General features: G+C 67.7%; 21 protein-coding genes and 1 rRNA gene. 10 read left to right on the plus strand and 12 right to left on the minus strand.

The window, feature by feature from the left end; all coding sequences use genetic code 11:
• Window positions 1-19: 19 nt before the first annotated feature.
• From AP428_RS30105 to AP428_RS30125, 5 genes are all read left to right on the plus strand, one after another.
• Complete coding sequence (locus tag AP428_RS30105) at window positions 20-952, plus strand: LysR family transcriptional regulator (RefSeq protein ID WP_011545778.1); 933 nt, start codon at window positions 20-22, stop codon at window positions 950-952.
• A gap of 207 nt (window positions 953-1159) precedes the next feature.
• Window positions 1160-1690, plus strand: coding sequence for a peptide-methionine (R)-S-oxide reductase MsrB (msrB, locus tag AP428_RS30110; protein ID WP_011545779.1), 531 nt, complete (start codon window positions 1160-1162; stop codon window positions 1688-1690).
• Window positions 1691-1725: 35 nt separating this feature from the next.
• Window positions 1726-3585, plus strand: coding sequence for a cytochrome c biogenesis protein DipZ (locus AP428_RS30115; protein WP_011545780.1), 1860 nt, complete (start codon window positions 1726-1728; stop codon window positions 3583-3585).
• 60 nt (window positions 3586-3645) lie between these two features.
• Window positions 3646-4389: a peptide-methionine (S)-S-oxide reductase MsrA gene (gene msrA, locus AP428_RS30120; protein ID WP_011545781.1), complete on the plus strand. Its 744-nt coding sequence runs from the start codon at window positions 3646-3648 to the stop codon at window positions 4387-4389.
• Between the two features lie 235 nt (window positions 4390-4624).
• Window positions 4625-5740, plus strand: a complete 1116-nt coding sequence (locus tag AP428_RS30125) for an aromatic ring-hydroxylating dioxygenase subunit alpha (protein ID WP_011545782.1) — start codon at window positions 4625-4627, stop codon at window positions 5738-5740.
• A 26-nt stretch (window positions 5741-5766) separates the two neighbouring features.
• On the opposite strand, the gene AP428_RS30130 is transcribed toward AP428_RS30125, so the two are convergent.
• From AP428_RS30130 to AP428_RS30165, 8 genes are all read right to left on the minus strand, one after another.
• Window positions 5767-6156, minus strand: coding sequence for a cytidine deaminase (locus AP428_RS30130; RefSeq protein WP_011545783.1), 390 nt, complete (start codon window positions 6154-6156; stop codon window positions 5767-5769).
• A 25-nt stretch (window positions 6157-6181) separates the two neighbouring features.
• Window positions 6182-7498, minus strand: a complete 1317-nt coding sequence (gene deoA / locus AP428_RS30135; RefSeq protein ID WP_011545784.1) for a thymidine phosphorylase — start codon at window positions 7496-7498, stop codon at window positions 6182-6184.
• A gap of 35 nt (window positions 7499-7533) precedes the next feature.
• Window positions 7534-8808 (minus strand): NupC/NupG family nucleoside CNT transporter, encoded by a 1275-nt coding sequence (locus AP428_RS30140; RefSeq protein ID WP_011545785.1) that lies wholly within the window; start codon window positions 8806-8808, stop codon window positions 7534-7536.
• Between the two features lie 248 nt (window positions 8809-9056).
• Complete coding sequence (gene hydA / locus AP428_RS30145) at window positions 9057-10514, minus strand: dihydropyrimidinase (protein WP_011545786.1); 1458 nt, start codon at window positions 10512-10514, stop codon at window positions 9057-9059.
• Between the two features lie 68 nt (window positions 10515-10582).
• Window positions 10583-12091 (minus strand): NCS1 family nucleobase:cation symporter-1, encoded by a 1509-nt coding sequence (locus AP428_RS30150; protein WP_011545787.1) that lies wholly within the window; start codon window positions 12089-12091, stop codon window positions 10583-10585.
• A 100-nt stretch (window positions 12092-12191) separates the two neighbouring features.
• The gene (gene preA, locus AP428_RS30155) at window positions 12192-13505 is read right to left on the minus strand and encodes an NAD-dependent dihydropyrimidine dehydrogenase subunit PreA (protein WP_011545788.1); all 1314 of its coding nucleotides are present in this window, start codon (window positions 13503-13505) and stop codon (window positions 12192-12194) included.
• Between the two features lie 55 nt (window positions 13506-13560).
• Window positions 13561-14898 (minus strand): NAD(P)-dependent oxidoreductase, encoded by a 1338-nt coding sequence (locus AP428_RS37715; RefSeq protein ID WP_011545789.1) that lies wholly within the window; start codon window positions 14896-14898, stop codon window positions 13561-13563.
• 127 nt (window positions 14899-15025) lie between these two features.
• Window positions 15026-16306, minus strand: a complete 1281-nt coding sequence (locus AP428_RS30165) for a Zn-dependent hydrolase (protein ID WP_011545790.1) — start codon at window positions 16304-16306, stop codon at window positions 15026-15028.
• Between the two features lie 319 nt (window positions 16307-16625).
• On the opposite strand from AP428_RS30165, the gene AP428_RS30170 reads away from it, so the two are divergent.
• A complete protein-coding gene (locus tag AP428_RS30170) occupies window positions 16626-17318 on the plus strand; it encodes a TetR/AcrR family transcriptional regulator (protein WP_054928533.1) in 693 nt (230 codons plus the stop codon).
• Window positions 17319-17454: 136 nt separating this feature from the next.
• On the opposite strand, the gene AP428_RS30175 is transcribed toward AP428_RS30170, so the two are convergent.
• From AP428_RS30175 to AP428_RS30185, 3 genes are read right to left on the minus strand one after another with little or no spacing between them, the layout of a single operon-like run.
• Entirely contained in the window at window positions 17455-18645 is a 1191-nt protein-coding gene (locus tag AP428_RS30175) for an acetyl-CoA C-acyltransferase (RefSeq protein ID WP_011545792.1), read from the minus strand.
• A gap of 18 nt (window positions 18646-18663) precedes the next feature.
• Window positions 18664-19431 (minus strand): 3-hydroxyacyl-CoA dehydrogenase, encoded by a 768-nt coding sequence (locus tag AP428_RS30180; protein ID WP_011545793.1) that lies wholly within the window; start codon window positions 19429-19431, stop codon window positions 18664-18666.
• A 13-nt stretch (window positions 19432-19444) separates the two neighbouring features.
• Window positions 19445-21112, minus strand: coding sequence for an acyl-CoA synthetase (locus tag AP428_RS30185; protein ID WP_054928534.1), 1668 nt, complete (start codon window positions 21110-21112; stop codon window positions 19445-19447).
• 143 nt (window positions 21113-21255) lie between these two features.
• Here AP428_RS30185 and AP428_RS30190 point away from each other — a divergent pair, with 143 nt between their 5' ends.
• The 4 genes from AP428_RS30190 (at window position 21256) to AP428_RS30205 (ending at window position 24059) form a co-directional block, all read left to right on the plus strand.
• Entirely contained in the window at window positions 21256-22260 is a 1005-nt protein-coding gene (locus AP428_RS30190) for an AraC family transcriptional regulator (RefSeq protein WP_011545795.1), read from the plus strand.
• Window positions 22261-22423: 163 nt separating this feature from the next.
• Entirely contained in the window at window positions 22424-23023 is a 600-nt protein-coding gene (locus tag AP428_RS30195; protein ID WP_011545796.1) for a hypothetical protein, read from the plus strand.
• Window positions 23024-23076: 53 nt separating this feature from the next.
• Window positions 23077-23448: a nuclear transport factor 2 family protein gene (locus AP428_RS30200; RefSeq protein WP_011545797.1), complete on the plus strand. Its 372-nt coding sequence runs from the start codon at window positions 23077-23079 to the stop codon at window positions 23446-23448.
• A 131-nt stretch (window positions 23449-23579) separates the two neighbouring features.
• Window positions 23580-24059 (plus strand): GNAT family N-acetyltransferase, encoded by a 480-nt coding sequence (locus tag AP428_RS30205; RefSeq protein WP_011545798.1) that lies wholly within the window; start codon window positions 23580-23582, stop codon window positions 24057-24059.
• Between the two features lie 262 nt (window positions 24060-24321).
• Here the strand turns inward: AP428_RS30205 and rrf are convergent.
• Window positions 24322-24434, minus strand: a 5S ribosomal RNA gene (rrf, locus tag AP428_RS30210).
• Window positions 24435-24576 lie beyond the last annotated feature (142 nt).

Consider the following 24576-nt stretch of genomic DNA (forward strand, 5'->3'; position numbering starts at 1 on the left):
TATCAAAACAAGATCACCAATGCTTGATGACATGATGAGAGTTACTCACCAATCAAGGAACGTCGATTTTTTCTCTTTCACCGTGTTCCTGGCGGTTGCGGCACGACGAAGCTTTCGCGGCGCAGCGACCGAACTCGAGATCACGCCGTCGGCGGTCAGTCATTCGGTGAAAGCGCTCGAGCGGCGTCTGGGCGTCCGGCTCCTGAATCGAACGACTCGCAGCACCTCGCTCACCGAGGCCGGCGAGCGTCTGGCAGCCAAACTCCGGCCGGCGGTTTCGATCATCGACGAAGCGATGCGCGAAGTCGACGATCTACGCTCGGCTCCCAGCGGAACCGTGCGCATCAACGCAAGCGAAGGCGCCATTCGCCTCATCCTGCGCCCCGTCCTGGCGCGCTTCCTGAAGTCGTATCCGGAAGTGCATCTCGACATCGTGAGCGACGGCCGCCTCACTGACATCGTTGCAGCGGGATTCGACGCGGGCATTCGACTGGCAGAGGCCGTGCCGCAGGACATGGTGGCCATTCCGCTCATGGGCAACGTTCGTTTCGCAGCAGTCGCGTCGCCCGCGTATTTCGCTGCACATGGACGCCCCGCTACGCCGCACGATCTTTATCGACACGACTGTATTCGCTTTCGCTTCGAGAGCGGTTCGATCTACCAGTGGGAATTCGAGCGGCGCGGTGTCAGCGAGACCATCGATGTCTCGGGTTCGCTTACCTTGACGGACCAACCGCTGATGGTCGACGCCGCCATGGACGGCATCGGCATCGCTTTCGTCCCCGACCACCTCGTCATCGAGCCCTTGCGTGACGGACGCCTCGAACGCGTTCTTGACGACTGGTGCGCCCCTTTTCCGGGGCTATGTCTTTACTATCCCGGCCATCGCCATGTTTCACAGGCGCTGCGTGCCCTGATTGCCTTTATCAAGAGCGAGCAGCCGCGCAGTTGAGTTTTTGCACCGCCGGCAGCGAGCCGTCGAGATCGGTCAACAGCGGCTCACCGGCAGCCGTGCCGGAGCGGGCCCAGTGGGATTTCAGCGAACCTGGCCGTACCCCGGCCAAACATCACGATTCATTTAACTTTCCGTGAGGACTTCGACACCGGCCGCTGCCTACGATGGGCGCATGTTTTCAGGACCTGCTTCCAGGAGCCCATCATGCCCACCCGCAGACATCTGCTGTTCGCCGGCGCCACCGGCCTCGCCGCGCTCGCGGCGCTGTCGTCCGCCGGCCGCCGCGCACTGGTCGGCCGCGCGTTCGCCGCGCCGCCGGCCGGCTCATCGAAGGCCGCCCCGTTCGAGATCACCCTCAGCGACGCCGAATGGCATCGCCGGCTCACGCCCGCCCAATACACGGTCCTGCGCGAAGCCGGCACCGAACGGCCGTTCACCAGCCCGCTGAACGACGAGCACCGGCACGGCACGTTCGCGTGCGCCGGCTGCGACCTCGCGCTGTTCTCGTCGGCCACCAAATTCGACAGCCATACGGGCTGGCCGAGCTTCTGGAAACCGCTTGATCACGCGGTCGGCACCGATACCGACGCGTCGTTCGGAATGGTCCGCACCGAAGTGCACTGCCGTCGCTGCGGCGGCCATCTCGGCCACGTGTTCGACGACGGCCCGGCGCCGACCGGCCTGCGCTACTGCATGAACGGCCTGGCGCTCGCCTTCCACCCGGCCGTCGCCTGATCCGGCCCCGCTCCCGACCGACTGGAGAACGCATCATGCTGCTCATCGTCCTTGCCTATCTCGGCGGCGTACTCACGATCCTGAGCCCGTGCATTCTGCCCGTGCTGCCGTTCGTGTTCGCGCGCGCCGACCAGCCGTTCGTGCGCACCGGCCTGCCGCTGCTCGCCGGCATGGCGCTCACGTTCGCCGTCGTCGCGACGCTCGCCGCCGTCGGCGGCGGCTGGGTCGCGCAGGCCAATCAGGCCGGCCGCTGGATCGCGATCGTGCTGCTCGCGGTATTCGGCCTGACGCTGCTGATGCCACGCTTCGCGGAACACCTGACGCGTCCGCTCGTGGCCGCCGGCAACCGGCTCACCGGGTTCGCGCAACGCGACGGCCGTGCGGCCGGCCCGGCGTCGTCGCTGCTGCTCGGCGTCGCGACGGGCCTGCTGTGGGCGCCCTGCGCGGGCCCGATCCTCGGCCTCGTGCTGACCGGCGCCGCGCTGCGCGGCGCGAGCGTCGGCACGACGCTGCTGCTCGTCGCGTATGCGGCCGGCGCGGCGACCTCGCTCGGCGTCGCGCTCGTGATCGGCGGCAAGGTGTTCGCCGCGATGAAGCGCTCGCTCGGCGCCGGCGAATGGATCCGGCGCGGGATCGGCGCGGCGCTGCTGGCCGGCGTCGGCGCGATCGCGCTCGGCCTCGACACGGGCGCCCTCGCGCAACTGTCGACCGTCACCACGGGCGGGCTCGAAACGAAGCTCGTCGACCGCCTCGGCGGGCGCTCGAACGGCGCGCCGGCGGCAACGGCCGCACCCGGTGCCACCGACAACGCGGCGGGCGGCGCGATGATGGCTGCCGCCGCGGATGGCGCGCAGGCCGGCGAAGGTGCGATGGCCGGCAGCGCGATGATGCGTGCGGTCGGCGCGACCCCGTCCGCGCTGCCCGTCGAAGGCACGCTGCCGTCGCTCGACGGCGCGGTGCAGTGGCTGAACTCGCCGCCGCTGACGGCGGCCGGGCTGCGCGGCAAGGTCGTGCTGGTCGATTTCTGGACGTATTCGTGCATCAACTGCCTGCGCACGCTGCCGTACACGACCGCCTGGGCACGCAAGTACGCGCCGTACGGGCTCGTCGTGATCGGCGTGCACGCGCCGGAGTTCGCGTTCGAGCGCGACATCGGCAACGTGAAGAAAGCCGTGCACGATCTCGGCATCGACTACCCGGTCGCGATCGACAACGGCTATTCGATCTGGCGCGCGTTCAACAACGAATACTGGCCCGCGCACTACTTCATCGACGCACAGGGACGGGTCCGCCATCACCACTTCGGCGAAGGCGAATATGTGCAGTCCGAACGCGCAATCCAGTCGCTGCTCGCCGAAGCCGGTCATCCGGACGCGCTGAACGTGCCGCTCGGGCTCGCCGGCGCCCCTGCGAAAGGTGCGCTCGCGGCGGCCGACAGCGCGGACGTCCGTTCGCCCGAGACCTACGTCGGCTATGCCCGTGCGGAAAGCTTCGCGTCGCCGGGCGGCGTCGTGCGCGATGCGGCGCACCGCTACGACGCGCCGGCCCAGCCGGATCTCAACGGCTGGGGCCTCGCCGGCACGTGGAGCGTCGGCGCCGAACGCGCGGCACTCGCCGCGCCGGATGGCCGGATCGTCTACCGCTTCCATGCACGCGATCTGCATCTCGTGCTCGGTCCGGGCGCGAACGGCCGGCCCGTGCGCTTTCGCGTGACGCTCGACGGCACGGCGCCCGGCGCCGCGCATGGCGCCGACGTCGACGCGCAAGGCTACGGCACCGTCACCGGCCAGCGCCTGTACCAGCTCGTCCGCCAACCCGGCGCGATCGCCGATCGCACGTTCGCGATCGAGTTCCTCGATCCGGGCGTCGATGCGTACGCCTTCACGTTCGGCTGATCGCGCGCACCGCCGCCATCCGAGCACCGTCCTTTTCAACGCATTCCGAAGGAGCAAAACATGATCCCGATCCCGACCCGCGATGCCGCCGCCCGACGGCGCGCGGTCATGCTGCGCCGCATCGGCGCCATCGCCGTCGCGGCGGCGGCCGTATTCGGCTACCAGCGCATCGTCAATTCCGCCGAGCCGATGCGCACCGTGCCCGCAGCAACACTCGACGAAACGCCTGGCGCGTCGCACGACGAAACGGCCGTGCTCGCCGGCGGCTGCTTCTGGGGCGTACAGGGCGTGTTCGAACACGTGAAGGGCGTGAAGCAGGTCACCGCCGGCTATGCGGGTGGCGCGTCCGAAACCGCGCACTACGCGCTCGTCGGCTCGGGGCTGACGGGGCATGCGGAATCGGTGCGGATCGTCTACGACCCGACGCAGATCACGTACGGCCGGCTGCTGCAGGTGTTCTTCTCGGTCGCGCACGACCCGACCCAACTGAACCGGCAAGGCCCCGACGAGGGCTCGCAGTACCGCTCCGCGATCTTCCCGACCACCGCGCAGCAGCGCGCGGTCGCGACCGCGTACATCGCCCAGCTCGGCAGCGCGCATGTGTTTCCGGCGCCCGTCGTTACGCGTGTCGAAGCCTACAAGGGCTTCTATCCGGCCGAGGCCTATCATCAGAACTACCTCGAGCTGCATCCCGATGCGCCGTACATCGCGTTCAACGACCTGCCGAAGGTCGCCGGGCTGAAGCAGTACTTCCCGGCGCTGTACCGTACCGACCCGGTGCTGTGGCGCGAAGCGCGCTCGTGAGCCGCTGGCGAGCGTCCGCTCGCCGCATGGCGACATACCGCCCGCCGCCCAGCCGCGCCACGGCCGCCACCCATCGGCGGCGGCCTCTTTGCGCCACGTCAACGAATCGACGAACGCGATGCCGGGGCAAACCCGCATCGCATCCGCCGGGGTCGGCAACTTCGCGTAGACTTCTCCTGATCCCCGCCGCATGATGCGGCACCCGGACCACCCGCCCAGCCAGGAGGCGTCACGCATGCGCGCAGTGCCTTTGCCTGACAGCAACACCCTCGAAGAACCGTCCACCGGCGCGGTCGTGCGCGACCTGCGCCGCGTGCCCATTCATCCGGATCACTGGTATCCGCTCGCGTGGTCGCGCGAGCTCAAGCGCGGCAAGACGCTCGGCGTGCGCTTCGCCGGCGATCCGATCGTGCTCGTGCGCACCGAATCGGGCGCCGTGTATGCGCTCGAAGATCGTTGCGCGCACCGCCAGGTGCCACTGCACGCGGGCGTCGTGAGCGGCGAAACGCTGCGCTGCTGCTATCACGGCTGGACCTACGCGTGCGACAGCGGCCGTTGCGTCGACGTGCCCTACCTCGGCCGCGAGCGCTTGCCCAACGGCGTGCGCGCGTATCCGTGCCGCGAGGCGCACGGGCTGATCTTCGTGTTTCCAGGCGACGCCACGCTCGCCGAAACACGGCCGTTCCCCGCGCTCGAATCGGCGGACAACCCCGCGTACAAGACGCGCCGCTTCGGTCGCGAGGTCAAGTGCCACTATTCGTTCATGCACGAGAACCTGATGGACATGAACCATCAGTTCCTGCATCGCAAGCAGATGGGGCAGATGCGCGCTCGCTCGGTGGGCCGCCGCCGCGGCGACGACTGGGTCGAGGTCGACTACACGTTCGCGCGGATGGAAGGCAAGCAGCCGGTCGGCGAGGCGCTCGTGTTCGGCGCGAGCAAGAAGCCGGCCGACCAGTCCGACAAGAGCGTGATGACGGTGCGCACCGGCTACCCGTACCAGACGCTGCAGATTCGCTCGAGCGAAGGCACGCTCGTGATGGACCTGTGGATCGTCTACGTGCCGCTCGATGCCGAGCAGCGCACCAACCGCACGTTCGGGCTGCTGTCGATCCACAAGCCCGGCATCCCGTTCGCACTCGATCTCGCATGGCCGCTGCTCGTGTGGTTCACCGAGCGGATCTTCCGCGAGGATCGCTGGATCGTCGAACGCGAACAGGAAGCGCACGACGCCCAAGGCGCCGACTGGAACCACGAGGTGTTTCCGGTCATCAACGAGCTGCGCGACCTGCTGCGCCAGTGCGGCGCGCGCACCGTGATCCCGATTCGCGACGTGCGCGACAGCGCGTAACGCGCGGCGCGCCGCGGCGCGCGCCGCTACAGCGTGAACGCGCCCGGCAGCAATGCGCGGGCCGTCGTGATCTCGACGGCCCCTTTCAGGTTCGTGAGGATCACTTCGATGTCGGGCTTGCCGATCTCGATGATCACCTGACGACATGCGCCGCACGGCGCGATCGGTCCGTCCGTGTCGCCCACCACCGCGAGCCGCGCGAAATCCCCGGGCCGATAGCCGGCGGCGATCGCCGCGAACAGCGCCGTGCGTTCCGCGCAATTGCACAGGCCGTACGACGCGTTCTCGACGTTGCAGCCGTGGAAGACCGTCCCGTCGCGCGCCAGCAGCGCCGCGCCGACCTTGAAGCGCGAATACGGCGCATACGCGCGTTCGCGCGCCGCCTTCGCCTGTTCGATCAGTTCGTCTCGTTCCATCGTGGTGAAGCCTCCGGGAGCGCGGTCAGTCGACGCGCTGGTAAAGGGTCGGCGGCGCTTCGCCGGTCTCGCCGAGCACGTAGCCGCGGCGGATCGCATCCACCGCGTGGGCCGCGGCCGCTTCGTCGCGGGCGTGCACGAAACCCAGCGGCTCGCCGGCCTCGATGCGCTGCCCGATCTCCGCGAGCGCCGACAAGCCGACGCTGACGTCGATCGCATCCTCCGCGCGCGTGCGGCCGCCGCCGAGCGCGACCACCGCGAGCCCGAGCGCGCGGCAGTCGACCCGCTGCACCACGCCGCTCACGGGAGCCGGAACCGGCACGATCACCGCCGCCCGCGCCAGATGCCGCGCGGGCGCGTCGAGCAGGTCGGCCGGGCCGCCGAGCGCGGCGACCATGCGCGCGAAACGCTCGGCGGCCGCGCCCGAATCGAGCGCCTGCTGCAGCTTCTCGCGCGCATGGGCGGCATCGCGCGCCAGCCCGCCGGTGACGAGCAGCTCCGCCGACAGCGCCATCGTCACGTCGTGCAAACGGGCGGGACGCGACTTGCCCGTCAGGTAGTCGATCGCGCACGCCACCTCGAGCGCATTGCCCGCGCACGGCGCGAGCGACTGGTTCATGTCGGTGAGGATCGCGGTCGTCTTCATGCCGGCGCCATTGCCGACGTCGACGATGCTGCGCGCCAGTTCCGCCGATTTCTCCGCGGTCGGCATGAACGCGCCGGAGCCGACCTTGACGTCCATCACGAGCCCGTCGAGCCCCGCCGCGAGCTTCTTCGACAAGATCGACGCGGTGATCATCGCGACCGATTCGACGGTCGCCGTCACGTCGCGGATCGCATAGATGCGCTTGTCGGCCGGCGCGAGCCGCGCGGTCTGCCCGATGATCGCGACGCCGACCTCGCGCACCGTGCGGCGAAACGCATCCGTATCGGGCATCACGTCGTAACCGGGGATCGCGCTCAACTTGTCGAGCGTGCCGCCGGTATGGCCGAGCCCGCGCCCCGAGATCATCGGCACGTAGCCGCCGCACGCGGCCACCATCGGCCCGAGCATCAGCGACACGACGTCGCCGACGCCGCCCGTCGAATGCTTGTCGATCACCGGCCCGCCGAGATCGAGTGCGCGCCAGTCGAGCACGTCGCCCGAATCGCGCTGCGCGAGCGTCAGCGCGACGCGCTCGTCGGTGCTCAGGTCGTTGAAATACACGGCCATCGCGAACGCGGCCACCTGGCCCTCGGTCACGCTGCCGTCGGTCACGCCGCGCACGAACGCGGCCATGTCGTCGCGATCGAGCGGCTGCCCGTCACGCTTCCTGCGAATGAATTCCTGCGGTAGAAACATCGTTGCCTCGCTTCGATCGGAGTCGACTGTACGGTTCAATGCAGCGAGAAAAACAGGCCGGCAATCGCCGCGCTCATCAGGTTCGACAGCGTCGCGGCCGTCAGCGCGCGCAAGCCGAGCCGCGCGACGTCCGAACGGCGTTCGGGCGCGACCGCGCTGAAGCCGCCCGCGAGAATCGCGATCGACGAGAAGTTCGCGAAGCCGCACAGCGCGAACGATACGATCGCGAGCGTCTTCGGGTCGAGCACCTGCAGGCCGGCCGCCGCCGCGTGCGCGCCACCCTTCAGGTACGGCGACAGGTCGCCGTACGCGACGAATTCGTTGAAGATCAGTTTCTCGCCGATGAAGTTGCCGGCCAGCGTCGCATCGTGCCACGGCACGCCGATGATCCATGCGAGCGGCGCGAACAGATGGCCGATGATACCGACCAGCGTTACCTGCGGAAAGCCCGCGAACGCGGCCGCGCCGCCGACGATCAGGTTCATCAGCGCGATGAGCCCGACGAACGCGATCAGCATCGCGCCGACGTTGATCGCGATGCGCAGGCCGACCGATGCACCGGAGGCGGCCGCCTCGATCACGTTGGCGGCGCGCTTGTCGTCGAAATCGAGGCCATCGACCACCACGCGGCTCGGCTCGACGGTCGGAAACAGCAGCTTGCCGAACAGCAGCCCGCCCGGCACCGCCATGAACGACGCGGCGAGCAGGTACTCCATCTTCACGCCGAGGCCGGCATAGCCGACCAGCACCGAGCCCGCGACCGACGCCATCCCGCTCGCCATCACCGTGAAGATCTCGGCGCTCGTCATGTTGCGCACGAACGGCTTCACGAGCGCGGGCATCTCGCTCTGCCCGAGGAAGATCGTCGCGACGGCCGAGCATGCCTCGATGCGACTCACGCCGAGCACCTTCGCCAACCCCGCGCCGAGGATCGCGACGATCCACTTCATCACGCCGATGTAGTACAGCACCGAGATCAGCGCGGTGACGAAGATGATCATCGGCAGCACGCGCAGGCCGAACACGAACCCGCCGTCGCCGAACAACTGGAACATGCGCGCGTCGACCAGCCCGCCGAACACGAACGCGATGCCGTGATTGCCCATGTCGAGCACGCGATTGACGCCGTTCGCGGCCCCGGCCAGCGCCGCGCGGCCCGACGGCACGAACAGCACGAGCGCACCGATCGCGAACTGCGTGAGCAGCGCGGCGATCATGGTCCGCGCGCTGACCGCACGACGGTTGTTCGACAGCAGATACGCGACCAGCAACAGAAACAGCATGCCGAGGAGACTGCGCAGAATATCCACCTTGTGCTCCTTTCTCACTATTTGAACTGTCCGGCGGGCGGCCCGTGCCCGCGACCCGTGCGATCGGGTTGGTGGATGTTACTCGCTCGATATGCGCGCCGGCAACGTCGCCAAAATCGCCGCGGCCAATGGCATCGATCGTTTCTTTTTTCGTGCCTCGACGACTTGATCAGTTGTTCTATCTACCCTGCGAAAACGCGCGCGGGGCGCGCCGTTCGAACGGACACGCCCCGCATGACCTGCGTCGTTCAACCGGCGCGTTCGACCGGATGCGGCTCGCGCAGCCGGTTCGCGATCCGCGCGGCCTCGTAGTAGCCCGCGCCCGGCGGGCGCTTGAGGTAGCGGCCCGCGCCGCGCACCGCGCGCAATTCGCCGTCGGCCCATGCGAGTGCGCCGCGCGTGAGCGTGTGCGTCGCGACGCCCTGCACCGTCATCCCCTCGAACACGTTGAAGTCGACCTGCTGGTGATGGGTCTTCACCGAGATCGTCTTCGTCGCGGCCGGGTCCCACACGACGAGGTCGGCATCGGCGCCAACCTGCACGGCGCCCTTGCGCGGATACAGGTTGAAGATCTGTGCGGCATTGGTCGACGTGATCCGCACGAACTCGTTCGGCGTGATGCGGCCGTGATTCACGCCGTGGTGCCACAGCACCGACATGCGATCCTCGACACCGCCGCAGCCGTTCGGGATCTTCGTGAAATCCTCGCGGCCCATCGCCTTCTGCGACGCGCAGAATACGCAGTGATCGGTCGCGGTCGTATGCAGCTGGCCCGACTGCAGCCCGCGCCACAGCGCCTCGCGATGCTCGGCCGAGCGGAACGGCGGGCTCATCACGTGGGCCGCCGCGCGCGTCCAGTCCGGATCGCGATAGACGGCCTCGTCGATCACGAGGTGGCCCGGCAGCACTTCGCCGAACACACGCAGCCCTTCGCTGCGCGCACGGGTGATCACGTCCACCGCGTCCTTCGCCGACACGTGCACGATATACACGGGCACGCCGAGTACCTGCGCGATCCGGATCGCGCGGTTCGCGGCCTCGCCTTCCACCTCCGGCGGCCGCGACAGCGGATGCGCCTCCGGCCCCGTGATCCCGCGCGCGAGCAGCGCCTTTTGCAGCTGGAACACGAGCTCACCGTTTTCCGCGTGCACGGTCGGCAGCGCGCCGAGTTCGAGCGAACGCGTGAAGCTGTTCACGAGCACCTCGTCGTCGGCCATGATCGCGTTCTTGTACGCCATGAAGTGCTTGAAGCTCGACACGCCATGCTCGCGCACGAGCGTGCCCATGTCGCGGTGCACGCTGTCGTCCCACCACGTCACGGCCACGTGGAAACCGTAATCGGAAGCCGCCTTCTCGGCCCAGCCGCGCCATTCGCGGAACGCATCCATCAGCGGCTGCTTCGGGCTCGGAATCACGAAGTCGATGATGCTCGTCGTGCCGCCCGACAGCCCGGCCGCGGTGCCCGAGTAGAAATCGTCGCTCGCGGTGGTACCCATGAACGGCAGTTCCATGTGCGTGTGCGGGTCGATACCGCCCGGCATCACGTACTGGTCGTGCGCGTCGACCACGGTTGCGCCGGCCGGCGCGTCGATCTGCTCCGCAATCTGCAGGATCGTGCCGCCGTCCTGCGGGTCCGCGCAGAGCACGTCCGCGCGATAGGAGCGGTCCGCATCGACCACGGTGCCGCCACGAATCAGGATTGCCATTTCGTTGCCTCCTCGTTGACTGTCGGTGCCGCATGCCGCGCGCGAGCCGCATCCGGCCCGCGCGTGCGTCATGCGCTCGCGATCTGCGCGCGCTGTCCGGCGCGCCACTTCATCCAGGTGCCGTACACGCCCGACGCCAGCACGAGGCCGACGAACCACGCGTACGTGTAAAGCGTGTTGAAGAACGCCGGCACGTTCGGGAACGACGCCGGAAACGCCGTATGCAGGAAGCCCGGCAGGTTCGGCAGCACGCCGACCGCGAGCGCGACCAGCGCGGCCGGGTTCCAGCCGCGCGCATAGCTGAAGTCGCCGCGCTCGTCGAACAGTGCGCGTGTGTCGAGCTGCGTGCCGCGAATCAGGAAATAGTCGACCATCAGGATGCCCGCGACCGGCCCGAGCAGCGCCGAATAACCGACGAGCCAGGTGAAGATGTAGCCGTCCGTCGTCGCGAGGATCTTCCACGGCATCATCACGATCGCGATCGTCGCGGTGATCATCCCGCCCGCGCGGTACGAGATCGCCTTCGGCCACAGGCTCGAAAAATCGTATGCGGGACCGACCAGGTTCGCCGCGAGGTTGCAGCACATCGTGTCGAGCGTGAGGATCACGAGCGCGATGCCCACGCCGATGCCGGTCATCCGGCTCGTCAGGTCGATCGGATCCCAGATCGCGTTGCCGTAGATCACGACGGTCGCCGACGTCACGACGACCGACACCACCGACAGCAGCGCCATCGGCAGCGGCAGCCCGATCGACTGCCCGATCATCTGGTCGCGCTGCGAATGCGCGAAGCGCGTGAAATCGGGAATGTTCAGCGCGAGCGTCGCCCAGAAGCCGACCATCGCGGTCAGGCCCGGCCAGAAGGTCGCCCAGAAGAGTCCGGCCTTCTTGCCGCCCGCCGCGAACTGCGACGGCGCCGACAGCATCGAGCCGACACCGCCCGCCTGCGACGTCGCCCACCACACGAGCGCCACGCACATCACGACCTTGATCGGCGCAGACCAGCTTTCGAGCCAGCGGATCGAATCGGTGCCGTGCCAGATGAAATACAGCTGCAGCGCCCAGAACACGAGGAAGCACGCGAGTTGCCCGAACGAGATGCCAACGACAGGCAGCGCCGCGCCGTGCAGCGCGTTGCCGGTCAGGATGTTCAGCAGCGTGTAGATCGCGCTGCCGCCGAGCCAGGTCTGGATGCCGTACCAGCCGCAGGCGACGATCGCGCGCAGCAGCGCGGGCAGCTTCGCGCCCTGCGTACCGAACGACGCGCGCACGAGCACCGCATACGGAATCCCGTGCTTCGCGCCTGCATGGCCGATCAACAGCATCGGCACGAGCACGATCAGGTTGCCGAGCAGCACCGTCATCACCGCCTGCCACGGCGACATGCCTTCCTGGATCAAGCCGGCCGCGAGCATGTACGACGCGATGTTCATCACCATCCCGACCCACAGCGCCGCGAAGTGGTACCACTTCCACGTGCGCTGCGCCGGCGTCGTCGGCGCGAGGTCGTCGTTGTACAGGCTGCCGCCGTGCGCCGCGGCGCTGTCGGGATCGGCGGGAATCGCTGCTGGTTTCATTGAACGCGCTCCACGAAAACGTCGGCGCCGGCATCGTGCGATGCCGGCCCGGGGAAACGAAAAGCGGCGGCGCGGTCCATGCCGCACCGCCGGACCTCGGTCAGGCCGCCTTCGCGTGCTTCTCGGGTGCCGCCGCCGGGCCACTCGCACCAGCCTCCGCGCTCGCCGGATTGTTCGGATGCGTGGTCCAGTTCGCGTAGTCGCCCGAATCGACGCGCTCCATCGTGATGCATTGCTCGACCGGACACACATGCATGCAAAGATTGCACCCGACGCATTCCGAATCGACCACTTCGAAGTGCCGCGCACCGTCCTTCGTCGCCGTGATCGCCTGGTGCGACGTGTCCTCGCATGCGATATGGCACAGCCCGCACTGGATGCAGCGATCCTGGTCGATGCGCGCCTTGATGTCGTACTTCAGGTTCAGGTATTTCCAGTCGGTCACGTTCGGCACCGCGCGGCCGCGAATGTCATCGAGCGTCGCGTAGCCCTTTTCGTCCATCCAGTTCGACAGGCCATCGGCGAGATCCGACACGATCCGGAATCCGTAATGCATCGCGGCGGTGCACACCTGCACGCTGCCGGCGCCGAGCACCATGAACTCGGCCGCATCACGCCACGACGAGATGCCGCCGATGCCCGAGATCGGCAGGTTCGGTGTTTCCGGGTCGCGGGCGATCTCCGCGACCATGTTCAGTGCGATCGGCTTGACCGCCGGCCCGCAATAGCCGCCGTGCGTGCCCTTGCCGTCGACGGTCGGCATCGGCGCCATCTGGTCGAGATCGACCGCGACGATCGAGTTGATCGTGTTGATCAGCGACACGCCGTCCGCGCCGCCCTTGTACGCGGCGCGCGAGCCCATCCGGATATCGCTGATGTTCGGCGTGAGCTTCACGAGGCACGGCAGCTTCGTGCCTTCCTTCACCCAGCGCGTGACCATCTCGACGTATTCGGGCACCTGCCCGACCGCCGCGCCCATGCCGCGCTCGCTCATCCCGTGCGGGCAGCCGAAGTTGAGTTCGACCGCGTCGGCCCCGGTGTCCTCGACGAGCGGCAGGATCCATTTCCAGTCGCGCTCGTTGCACGGCACCATCAGCGACACGATCAGCGCGCGGTCCGGCCAGTCGCGCTTCACCTGCGCGATCTCTCTCAGGTTCACGTCGAGCGGACGGTCGGTGATCAGCTCGATGTTGTTCAGCCCCGCGATGCGCTGGCCATTCCACTGCACGGCGCCGTAACGCGAACTGACGTTGACAACGTGCGGATCGAGCCCGAGCGTCTTCCAGACGACGCCACCCCAGCCCGCCTCGAAGGCGCGATTGACGTTGTAGGCCTTGTCTGTGGGCGGCGCGGACGCCAGCCAGAAGGGATTCGGCGAAGTGATGCCTGCGATGGTGCAGCGAAGGTCGGCCATGTTCGGCTCCGTGAGAATGGGGTCGTGTTCGGTGTGCGTGCGGTGCGTCGCGCGGTCAGGCCGCCTTCGCGTCGCGCGCCGCGAGCGTCGCGTCGATCGACGCGGCCGCGCGCTTGCCGTCCTGCACGGCCTGCACCGTGAGGTCGATGCCGCCCGTCGCCGCGCAGTCGCCGCCGGCCCATACGTCCGGCAGCGCCGTGCGTCCGTCCGCATCCACCGCGATACGGGTGCCGTCCGCGGTCAGCAGCGCGGCTTCGACACCGTCCGGCACCAGCGTCTGGCCGATCGCCTTCAGCACCATGTCCGCGTCGACGGTGAAACGCTCGCCCGATGCGCCTTCGAATTCGACGCCCGTCACCTGCCCGTCCGTGCCCGCAATGCGCACCGGCTTCGCGTTCGTGACCAGCGTGACGCCGCTCTTCTGCGCGAACTCGCGCTCGGCCCATGTCGCGCTCATCGCGTCCACGCCGCGCCGATACACCATCGTCACGCGCTCCGCACCGAGCTTGCGGCTCTGCACCGCCGCATCGATCGCCGTATTGCCGCCGCCGATCACGACCACGCGCCGGCCGACCGGCACGTTCGCGAGCGTGTCGGCCTGCCGCACCTGCTCGATGAAATCGACCGCGTTCATCACGCCGCGCAGTTGCTCGCCGTCGATCGCGAGCGCACGCACGCCGCCGAGGCCCATCGCAAGGAATACCGCGTCGTGCTGCTCGCGCAGCGTGTCGAGCGTCACGTCGCGGCCAAGCGCCACTCCCGTTTCCAGCGTGATGCCGCCCACCGACAGCAACCACTCGACTTCGCGTTGCGCGAAATCGTCGACGGTCTTGTACGCGGCGATCCCGTATTCGTTGAGGCCGCCGGCCTTCGGGCGTGCGTCGAACAGCGTGACGCGATGCCCGGCGAGCGCGAGCCGGTGCGCGCACGCGAGCCCGGCCGGCCCCGCGCCGACCACCGCCACATGGCGGCCCGTCTCGGGCGCGCGCCGGAACTGCACCGCGCCGGTCTGCATCGCCCAGTCGGTCGCGTGCCGCTGCAGCGCGCCGATCGCGACGGGCTGCGCATCCTGATGGTTGCGCACGCACGCGCCTTCACACAGGATCTCGGTCGGGCACACGCGTGCGCACATCCCGCCGAGCGGATTCGCGGACAGGATGTCAGTCGCCGCGCCTTTCAGATTGCCGTTGCCGATCTTGCGGATGAAGCTCGGGATGTCGATCTGCGTCGGGCACGCATGCACGCACGGCGCGTCGTAGCAGTAATGACAGCGGCTTGCGGCGGCCGCTGCGGCAGTCGGATCGAGCAGCGGCGCGATATCGGCGAATTCGCACGAGAGTTGCGTGGACGACAGGCGATGCGCGGCGATATCGCCGGTTGGCTGGGTGGTCATACGCGTTCCTTCGACTGGGTGGAGACAAAGCCGTCCCCGCCGGCTGCGGATGCACAGTCGGGGCGGTCGTGCTTAGGAATGCAAATATCTGACGTGATGCAGCCTCACGGCCGCTACGGTCGCTCCGTCACGAGGCCGGCTCGCATGCGCGCGACAACATCGCGTGCAGCAGCACGTTCGCGCCGGCCTCGATCCATGCGGGCGTCGCGTCCTCGATCTCGTTGTGGCTGATGCCGTCGATGCAGGGCACGAACACCATCGACGTCGGCGCGACCTGCGCCAGATAGCACGCGTCGTGGCCCGCACCCGACACGATGTCGCGATGCGAGTAGCCGAAGCGGTCGGCCGCGCCGCGCACGGCCGCCACGCACTCAGGATCGAACGCGACCGGCTTGTAGTAGAAAATCTGCTCGAGTTCGGTTTCGAGCCCGATGTCGGCCGCGATGCGCGCGACGCCGTCGCGCAGCGCCGCATCCATCTTCGCGAGCACGGCGTCGTCCGGATGACGGAAATCGACGGTGAAGAACACGCGGCCGGGAATCACGTTGCGCGAGTTCGGGTGGACCTGCATCATGCCGACCGTCGCGCAGCCGAACGGCGCGTGATCAAGGCCGATCCGGTTGACGAGATCGACCACGCGCGACGCGCCGAGCAGCGCGTCGCGGCGGCGCGGCATCGGCGTCGGCCCCGCGTGCGCTTCTTGGCCGGTGAACGTGATCTCGTACCAGCGCTGCCCCTGCGCGTCGGTCACGACGCCGATCGTCTTGCATTCCGCTTCGAGAATCGGCCCCTGTTCGATATGCAGCTCGAACGCCGCGTGCAGCTTGCGCCCGCCGCACGGCACGTCGCCCGCGTAGCCGATGCGCGCCAGCTCCTCGCCGATCGTCTTGCCGTCCACGTCCTTGCGCGACAGCCCGTATTCGAGCGGAAACACACCCGCGAACACGCCCGACGCGACCATCGCGGGCGCGAAGCGCGAGCCTTCCTCATTGGTCCAGATCACGACCTCGACCGGATGCTCGGTCTCGATGCCGTGATCGTTCAGACTGCGAATCACCTCGAGGCCGCCGAGCACGCCGTAGATACCGTCGAAGCGCCCGCCGGTCGGCTGCGAATCCGCGTGCGAACCCGTGACGACCGGCGCCGCGTCGGCCACGCGGCCCGCGCGGCGCATGAACACGTTGCCCATCGTATCGACCGTCACCGTGCAGCCGGCGGCCTTCGCCCAGCCGACGATCAGGTCGCGGCCGGCCTTGTCGAGATCGGTCAGCGCGAGGCGGCACACGCCGCCCTTCGGCGTCGCGCCGATCTTCGCGACTTCCATCAGGCTGTCCCACAACCGCTTGCCGTCGACCCTGATCGACGTGTCGAAAGCTGCCCGCTTCACTGTTTCCGATACCGCGCTCATTCGTATCGCTCCTGTGGGGTCGGTGATGTCGCCAGCCCGGTCTGTGCCGGTGCGTGCGAGGCCTGTTTCGGGGCACGCCGCACGGATGCGGTGCATGTCCGTCGATGCAGGCAACGCGTTAAATCCTGTCCGATTGGACAGGTTTTAGACGATCAAAATGACCAGCGCAACGTCTTTCTTGCGTGACGCGACAGAGCGAGAAACGTGCCATCGCAATGCAGCATCGTCGTGACTGCCGCGCGGCCACATGCGTGCGCGCGACGCGAATCAGCGGCTAGAATGAAGCCCAACGCGGCATGGCCGCCGCGCGAGGGTAACGATGAGACATGACGAGGCGGCAATCGCAGCCACCGACCGTGACGAAACGCCGGCGCCTTTGCGGCGACGCAAGGCGCATATTCGCGAGTCCAACGAAGCGCATCTGCTCGCGTGCGCGGAAGCCGTATTCGCGGAACGCGGGCTCGCCGGCGCCAGCACCGCGATGATCGCGGAGCGCGCCGGCCTGCCGAAGGCGAACGTGCACTACTACTTCCCGACCAAGCTCGCGCTGTACCGCCGCGTGCTCGACGACCTGTTCGAGGACTGGCATCGCGCGGCCGGCTCGTTCGAGGCCGACGACGATCCGGTCGAAGCGATCGGCGGCTACGTGCGCGCGAAGATGACGCTGTCGCAGCGGCGCCCGCTCGGCTCGAAGGTGTGGGCCAACGAGATCATCCACGGCGCGGAGCACATGCAGGACATCCTGTCGCAACGCGTGAAGCCGTGGTTCGACGCGCGCGTCAGGGTGATCGAAGGCTGGATCACGCGCGGGCTGCTCGCGCCGATCGACCCGCATGCGCTGATGTACCTGATCTGGGCGACCACGCAGCACTATGCGGATTTCGATGCGCAGATTCGCGCGCTGAGCGGCAAGCGCGCGTTCACGAAGAAGGCGTTCGACGAAAAGACCGAGCAGGTCGTGCAGCTCGTGATTCGCGCGTGCGGCGCGGTGTCGCCGAACGCGAAGCCTTAACGCGATACGGCGATCCCCCCAACAAAAGCGGGCGGCGCGTACCGCACGGGGATGTCCCGTGCGATACGCGCCGCCCGTGATGCCACATCCGTGCGAACGATGCGATGCGATGCGACGTGATGCGTGATGCGAAGTGTTACGCGATGCGCTCGATCGCAACCGCCGTTGCTTCACCGCCGCCGATGCACAGCGATGCGACGCCGCGCGTCAGGCCATACGTTTCGAGCGCGGCCAGCAGCGTCACCATCACGCGCGCACCCGATGCGCCGATCGGATGCCCGAGCGCGCACGCGCCGCCGTGCACGTTCACCTTCTCGTGCGGCAGATCGAGGTCGCGCATCGCGGCCATCGGCACCACCGCGAACGCTTCGTTGATCTCGAACAGGTCGACGTCGCGCAGGTTCCAGCCGGTTTTCTCCGACAGCTTGCGCAGCGCGCCGATCGGTGCAGTCGCGAACAGGCCGGGCTTGTCCGCATGAGTCGCATGCCCGACGATCACGGCCTTCGGCGTGAGGCCGAGGCGCTCGGCCTCCGAGCGGCGCATCATCACGAGCGCGGCCGCGCCGTCCGAGATCGACGATGCGTTCGCGGCCGTCACCGTGCCGCCGTCGCGAAACGCCGGCTTCAGCGTCGGGATCTTGTCGAGTTTCGCCTTGCCGGGCTGCTCGTCGATCGACACGACGCTTTCCGTCTTGCCGGCCTTCACGGTCACCGGCGCGATTTCCGACACGAACCGCCCTTCCGCGATCGCGCGCTGCGCCCGCGTCAGCGACGCAATCGCGAACGCATCCTGCGCTTCGCGCGTGAACTGGTACGCCTGCGCGCAATCCTCGGCGAAGGTGCCCATCAGGCGGCCCTTTTCATACGCGTCCTCGAGCCCGTCGAGGAACATGTGGTCGAGCACCTGCCCGTGCCCCATGCGCATACCCGCGCGCGCCTTCGGCAGCAGGTACGGCGCATTCGTCATGCTCTCCATCCCGCCCGCCACGGCCACCGCCGCCGAACCGGCCAGCAGCAGGTCGTGCGCGAACATCGCCGCCTTCATCCCCGAACCGCACATCTTGTTGACCGTGGTCGCGCCCGCCGCGAGCGGCAGCCCGGCCTTCAGCGCGGCCTGTCGCGCGGGCGCCTGGCCCTGGCCGGCCGGCAGCACGCAGCCGAACACGATTTCCTCGATGCGTTCGGCCGGCACGTTCGCGCGCTCGAGCGCGGCGCGAATCGCCACCGCGCCAAGGTCGCTCGCGCTCGCCGCCGCCAGGTCGCCCTGAAAACCACCCATCGGCGTGCGCGCCGCGCCCACGATTACGATCGGATCCTGAGTCGTCATGATTCGCTTCCTCCAGTGTCAGCGCGGTGCCATGCGCAACGCGCCATCGAGACGGATGACTTCGCCGTTCAGCATCGTGTTCTCGGCGATGTGGCGCACCAGCGCCGCAAATTCTTCCGGGCGGCCGAGCCGCGGCGGAAACGGCACGCTCTTGCCGAGCGCGTCCTGCACGTCCTGCGGCATGCCGGCCATCATCGGCGTCGCGAAGATACCGGGCGCGACCGTCACGACGCGAATGCCGAAGCGCGCGAGTTCGCGCGCGATCGGCAGCGTCATGCCCACCACGCCGCTCTTCGACGCCGCATACGCGGCCTGTCCGATCTGTCCGTCGAACGCCGCGACCGACGCGGTGTTGATGATCACGCCGCGCTCGCCTTCCGCATCGGCGTCCTGCTTCGACATCGCTTCAGCAGCCAGCCGAATCATGTTGAACGTGCCGACGAGGTTGATCGACACCGCCCGCGCGAAGCGGTCGAGCGAGTGCAGGCCATCGCGGCCGACGACCTTCTCGCCCGGCGCGACGCCCGCGCAGTTGACGAGCGCATCGACGCGGCCAAACGCGTCGCGCGCGGCCGCAACGGCCGCCTGACCGTCGGCTTCGCTCGTCACGTCGGTCTTCACGAAGCGCGCGGCCGCGCCGAGTTCGTTCGCGAGACCCGCGCCCGCCTCGTCATTGACGTCCAGCAGCACGGCCTTGCCGCCTTGCGCGACGACCATGCGCGCCACCGCGGCGCCGAGGCCGGAACCGGCGCCCGTAATCAGAAAAACGCGATCCTTGATATTCATTGGCAGTCCGTATTCAGGGTTGAGCGACCTTCTCGGCTTCCATCTTGCGCAACACGAAGCGCTGGATCTTGCCGCTCGGGGTTTTCGGCAGCGCGTCGACGAAGTCGATCGCGCGCGGATAAGCGTGAGCGGACAGCCGCCGCTTCACGTGCAGACTCAATTCCTCGGCCAGTTCGGGCGTGCCGTCGAAGCCCTTCGACAGGACGACGAACGCCTTCACGATCTCCGTGCGCTCCGGGTCGGGCACGCCGATCACGGCGGCCTCGCTGACGGCCGGATGCTCGATCAGCGCGCTCTCCACGTCGAACGGGCCGATCCGGTAGCCGGACGACGTGATCACGTCGTCCGCGCGGCCGATGAAGCTCACGGCGCCGTCCGGCTCCAGCTCGACGTTGTCGCCGGTCCGGTAATAGCCGCCCGCGATCGCCGGCGTGTCCTGCTGCCAGTAGCCGCGGAACCACAGCAGCGGCGAGCGAGCGATGTCGATCGCGAGGTTGCCGGGCTCGCCGGGGCCGAGTTCGCGGCCCGCTTCGTCGAGCACCGCGACGCGGTAGCCCGGCATCGCGAAGCCGGCCGAACCGACGTGCACCACGTGCGTGAGGCCGTGATGGTTGTTCACGACCATGCCCAGTTCGGTCTGGCCGTAGTGATCGTGGATCGGCGCGCCGAGCGCCGCGTGGAACCAGCGCACGACCTCCGGGTTCAACGGTTCGCCCGCGCTGCTCACCGCGCGCAGCCGGCCCTTCACGCGCGCGGCCGCTTCCGTCCCGGCCGCCATCAGCATCCGGAATGCGGTCGGCGAACCCGCGAGGCTCGTGATGCCGAGCCGGTCGATCACGTCGTACGTGCTGTCGACCGTGAAGCTGCCCTCGTACAGCGTCGTCGCATGACCGAGCAGCAGCGGGCCCGTGATCGCGTAATAGAGCCCGTACGCCCAGCCCGGATCGGCGATGTTCCAGAACCGGTCGCCGGCACGCAGGTCGACCGCTTCGCGCATGTACGCGCTGAACGCGAGCAGCGCGTACAGCGGCACCGGCACGCCCTTCGGCAAGCCCGTCGTGCCCGACGTCGACATCATCATGAACAGGTCCGACCCCTTGCGCGGCACGGGCTCGAACGTATCGGATTGCGCGTCGAGCGCCGTGCGGAAATCGATGTCGCGCATCCGCAGCGCCTCGCCTGCTTCGCGTACCGTCGCGACCGGCGGGAAATCGGCGATTTCGTCGAGCTTCGCGCGATTCGCGACGTTGGTCACGACGAGCCGCGCATCGCTCATGCGCAGCCGGTGCTCGATCGCCTTCGGGCCGAACGCGGTAAACAGCGGCTGGTACACGGCGCCCGCGCGCCACGTGCCGAGGATCGTCGCGACGAGCTCCGGCGTGCGCGGCAGCAGGCCGGCCACCACGTCGCCCGGCTTCACGCCCTGCGCGACGAGCAGGTTCGCGACCCGGGCCGACAACGCCTGCATTTGCGCGAACGTGAAGCGGTGGTGCTGCCCGCCGGCGTCGATCCAGTCGAGCGCGATCGCGTCCGCCTTCGCGTGCCGGTCGCAACATTCGACACACGCGTTCAGGCCGCGCTCCAGATCGCCGCTCAGTTGCGCGGCAGCGGTCTCGATACTGAAACGGGCCACGGCGTCGGCGTAGGCCGGCACCGCCCGGGCGGTAGCTCCTTCAGGCATGCGTGTCTCCTGTGCGTTATAGCCGCCGACGCGCCAGAGGCGCGACGGGGATACATCGATAGTAGACAGCCCCTACATTGCAATCAATGACAAACGGAATCTAGAATCATGATCGCTTTTGCCATGTCGAGAGGACGCAGGAAATGGGGCCGCAGATGATTTCGCCGGATTTCGTCGACGATGCGCTCGCGTGCCTCCGCCGGCGCGACTTGCCGACCGCGCCCGTGCTGCGTGCCGCCGGGCTGCCGGCCGCCGTGCACGAGCCCGTCACGCCGCAGCAGTACGGCCGGCTGTGGCTCGCGATCGCCGGTACGCTCGACGACGAATTCTTCGGGCTGGCCGCGCGCCCGATGCGGCGCGGCAGCTTTACGCTGCTGTGTCACGCGGTGCTGCACGCCGGCACGCTCGACAAGGCGCTGCGGCGCGCGCTGAAATTCCTGCGTGTGGTGCTCGACGAGCCGCACGGCGAACTCGTCGTGGCCGACGGGCAGGCGCAGGTCGTGCTGGCGCAATCGGGCGCGCCGTATCCGGCATTCGCGTACCGGACGTTCTGGCTGATCCTGCTCGGCGTCGCGTGCTGGCTGATCGGCCGGCGCATCCCGCTGCAGCGCATCGATTTCGCGTGCCCGAGCCTCGGCCAGCGCAGCGACTATCACCAGTTCTTCGGCGTCCCGGTGCATTTCGACCGGCCCGACAGCCGGCTCGCGTTCAACGCCGCGTACCTCGCGCTGCCGACGATCCGCTCGGAGCAGACACTGCGGACCTTCCTGCGCGGCGCACCCGGCAATCTCCTCGTGCGCTACCGGCACGACACAGGCTGGGTCGCGAAGACGCGCGCGCACCTGAAAGCGCTGCCGGCCGCCGAATGGCCCGACTTCGACACGCTGGCCGTGCGCCTCGACACGACGCCCGCGACGCTGCGGCGGCGTTTGCGCAGCGAAGGGCAAAGTTTCGCGGCGATCAAGGACGAATTACGCGGCGCGCTGGCCCAGTCGCTGCTGCGCGGGCACGCGCTCAGCGTCGCGGAGATCGCGGTCGAGCTCGGCTTCACCGAGCCGAGCGCGTTTCATCGCGCGTTCCGGAAATGGACGGGCACGAGCCCCGGTGCGTTTCGGCGCGACGTGCATGCGGCGAAGGCGGAGTCTTGACTGGCTAGGTGGATGCGGAGCGTCTCGTCATGTGCGGTCGATACGCGCCAGTCCTTCCGGTGCGAATCTGCATAGCGCTCACCGCACCGCGGAAAACACAGGACGTTGCGCCCTGATCCGTCTGACCACATACTGATCGGCAATCCGAACAAGGGTTGCGTCGATGGTGAATGTCGATGAAAGCGCCGCTTCGATCTTCGGCGTGATCGGAACGGCCGTGTCGCTGCTGGCGGCGATTCCTTACGGGCTCGCGATCTATCGGCGCACCGTTCGCCCGCATCTGTTCACGTGGCTCGTGTGGTCGGTCGTCACGGCGATCGCGGCCGCCGGCCAGTTCGTCGCGGGCGCGGGCCCGTCCGCATGGTGCACGGCGGCGATTGCCGTCACGTGCTTTCTGACGCTGATCGCCAGCCTGTTTCGCGGCGAGCACGGCTGGACGGGCCTCGACTGGCTGTTCCTGTGTGCAGCACTGTCAGCCATTCCGCTGTGGATGCTGACCGACGATCCGACGGTGTCGATCTGCCTGGTCACGCTGATCGAGCTGGCCGGCCTCGGCCCGACCGTGCGCAAGACGATCCGCGATCCGTTGAGCGAGAGCCTCGTCTATTTCGCGCTGTGCGTGCTCAAGTACGCGCTGGCGTTGCTGGCACTGAGCACGTGGAGTGTCGCGGTCGCGTTCTATCCGGTCGTCAACCTGATCGCGTCGATCGGCATCTGCATGGTGATGCTGGTCCGGCGTCAGTCGCTGTCGAATGCGCGATAGGCCGAGTTTGTCGCCCCCGTGCCGCTTTCCCTTCGAATGATGCGAGGCCTGACATGGATGCAATCCGTACCGTCATCGAACCCAGCGAAACCGCGCTCCGCGCGGCGATGCTGGCCAACGACGTCGAAGCGCTCGATGCGCTGCTGGACGACGATCTGGTGTTCACAGTCCCGACTGGCCAGGTCATCTCGAAAGAGGACGACCTGGCCGCGCATCGCGCGAAGCTTTTGCGTCTCGACACACTCGACGTCATCGAAATGCGCGCATCCGCGGTCGACGAGATGATTCTCACCACGACGCGAGCGGCTCTCGCCGGCCGTTTCGATGGCGCGGCATTCACCGGCACGTTTGCCTATACGCGCCTCTGGCGTCGATCGGGCGCCCACTGGCGCGTCGTCGCCGGACATGCGTCGCAGGTCATATAGCCGCGCCGGGCGTGTGCGTTTGAATGGCATCGCGCGACACTGCGGCGAGCGGGTCGGCTGTCGATCGGGCGATGAGACCATACGATCCGGATGATGCACTCATGAAAACGCCGACCGAGGGGGTGTCCGCCATGACGAGAGCCGAAATGCACAAGCTATTTACCGTACGTGCTGCGCGTGCCGCGGACGCGGACGAACTCACACGACTGGCGCACCTTTCGAAGGCGCACTGGGGCTATCCGAAGGAATGGCTGGACTTGTGGCAAAACGATCTCACGGTCTCGCGGGAGACGATCGAAGGGGCGATCGGTTACGTCGCGGAATCAGGCGAGTCGATCATCGGATTCTGGATCCGAGCATCGTTGAATTCGGATCGGCCAACGCCCGGATGGCTGTTCGTTCATCCCGATCACATGGGTCAGGGCGTCGCCCGTGCGCTGTGGGAATCGGTTCGGACCGAGGCCGCCGCGAGAGGAATCAAGAGCTTTGTGATCGAAGCGGATCCCAATGCCGCGCCTTTCTATCTGACACTGGGGGCCGAAAAGATCGGCGAAAAGGAATCGAGCGCCATCCCGGGCAGATTTTTTCCGATCTTGCGGATCATGGTCTGATGGGTGAGGAGATCGCAGCAAGATGACTCACTGCGTACGGTTGATCAGATTGGGCTACCGACCGAGGTAAGAGAGGTTGCGGCAGGGAAATACCGAGGTTCGATCAGTCCGGGAGCAGGTCTGATTTCTGAGATCTCAGCAGCCCGCTGCTTAGATGTGCTGCCGTGTAGCTATTCAGCACGAGGCGTGATCTACGTCGGGAATTTCCGCCACGCAAATGCAAAAACCCCCGCCTTTCGGGCGGGGGTTTCTGGCTTAGGGAGCCTGACGATTACCTACTTTCACACGGGAATCCGCACTATCATCGGCGTAGAGTCGTTTCACGGTCCTGTTCGGGATGGGAAGGGGTGGGACCGACTCGCTATGGTCATCAGGCAAAGGGGGTTGTTCTGCTGGCGTGGCCAACAGAACCAATCTGGGAAGAAGCAGTAATTTAGGTTGTGTGTATCACACACGAGAATCCAACATGTCGCTCTGGATCGCGGCCAGTGCTTTCACACGGCGCCGATCTACAAGG

Origin of the sequence: Burkholderia sp. E168m22 (assembly GCF_001319805.1) — a bacterium.
Classification (GTDB): Bacteria; Pseudomonadota; Gammaproteobacteria; order Burkholderiales; family Burkholderiaceae; genus Burkholderia; species Burkholderia orbicola.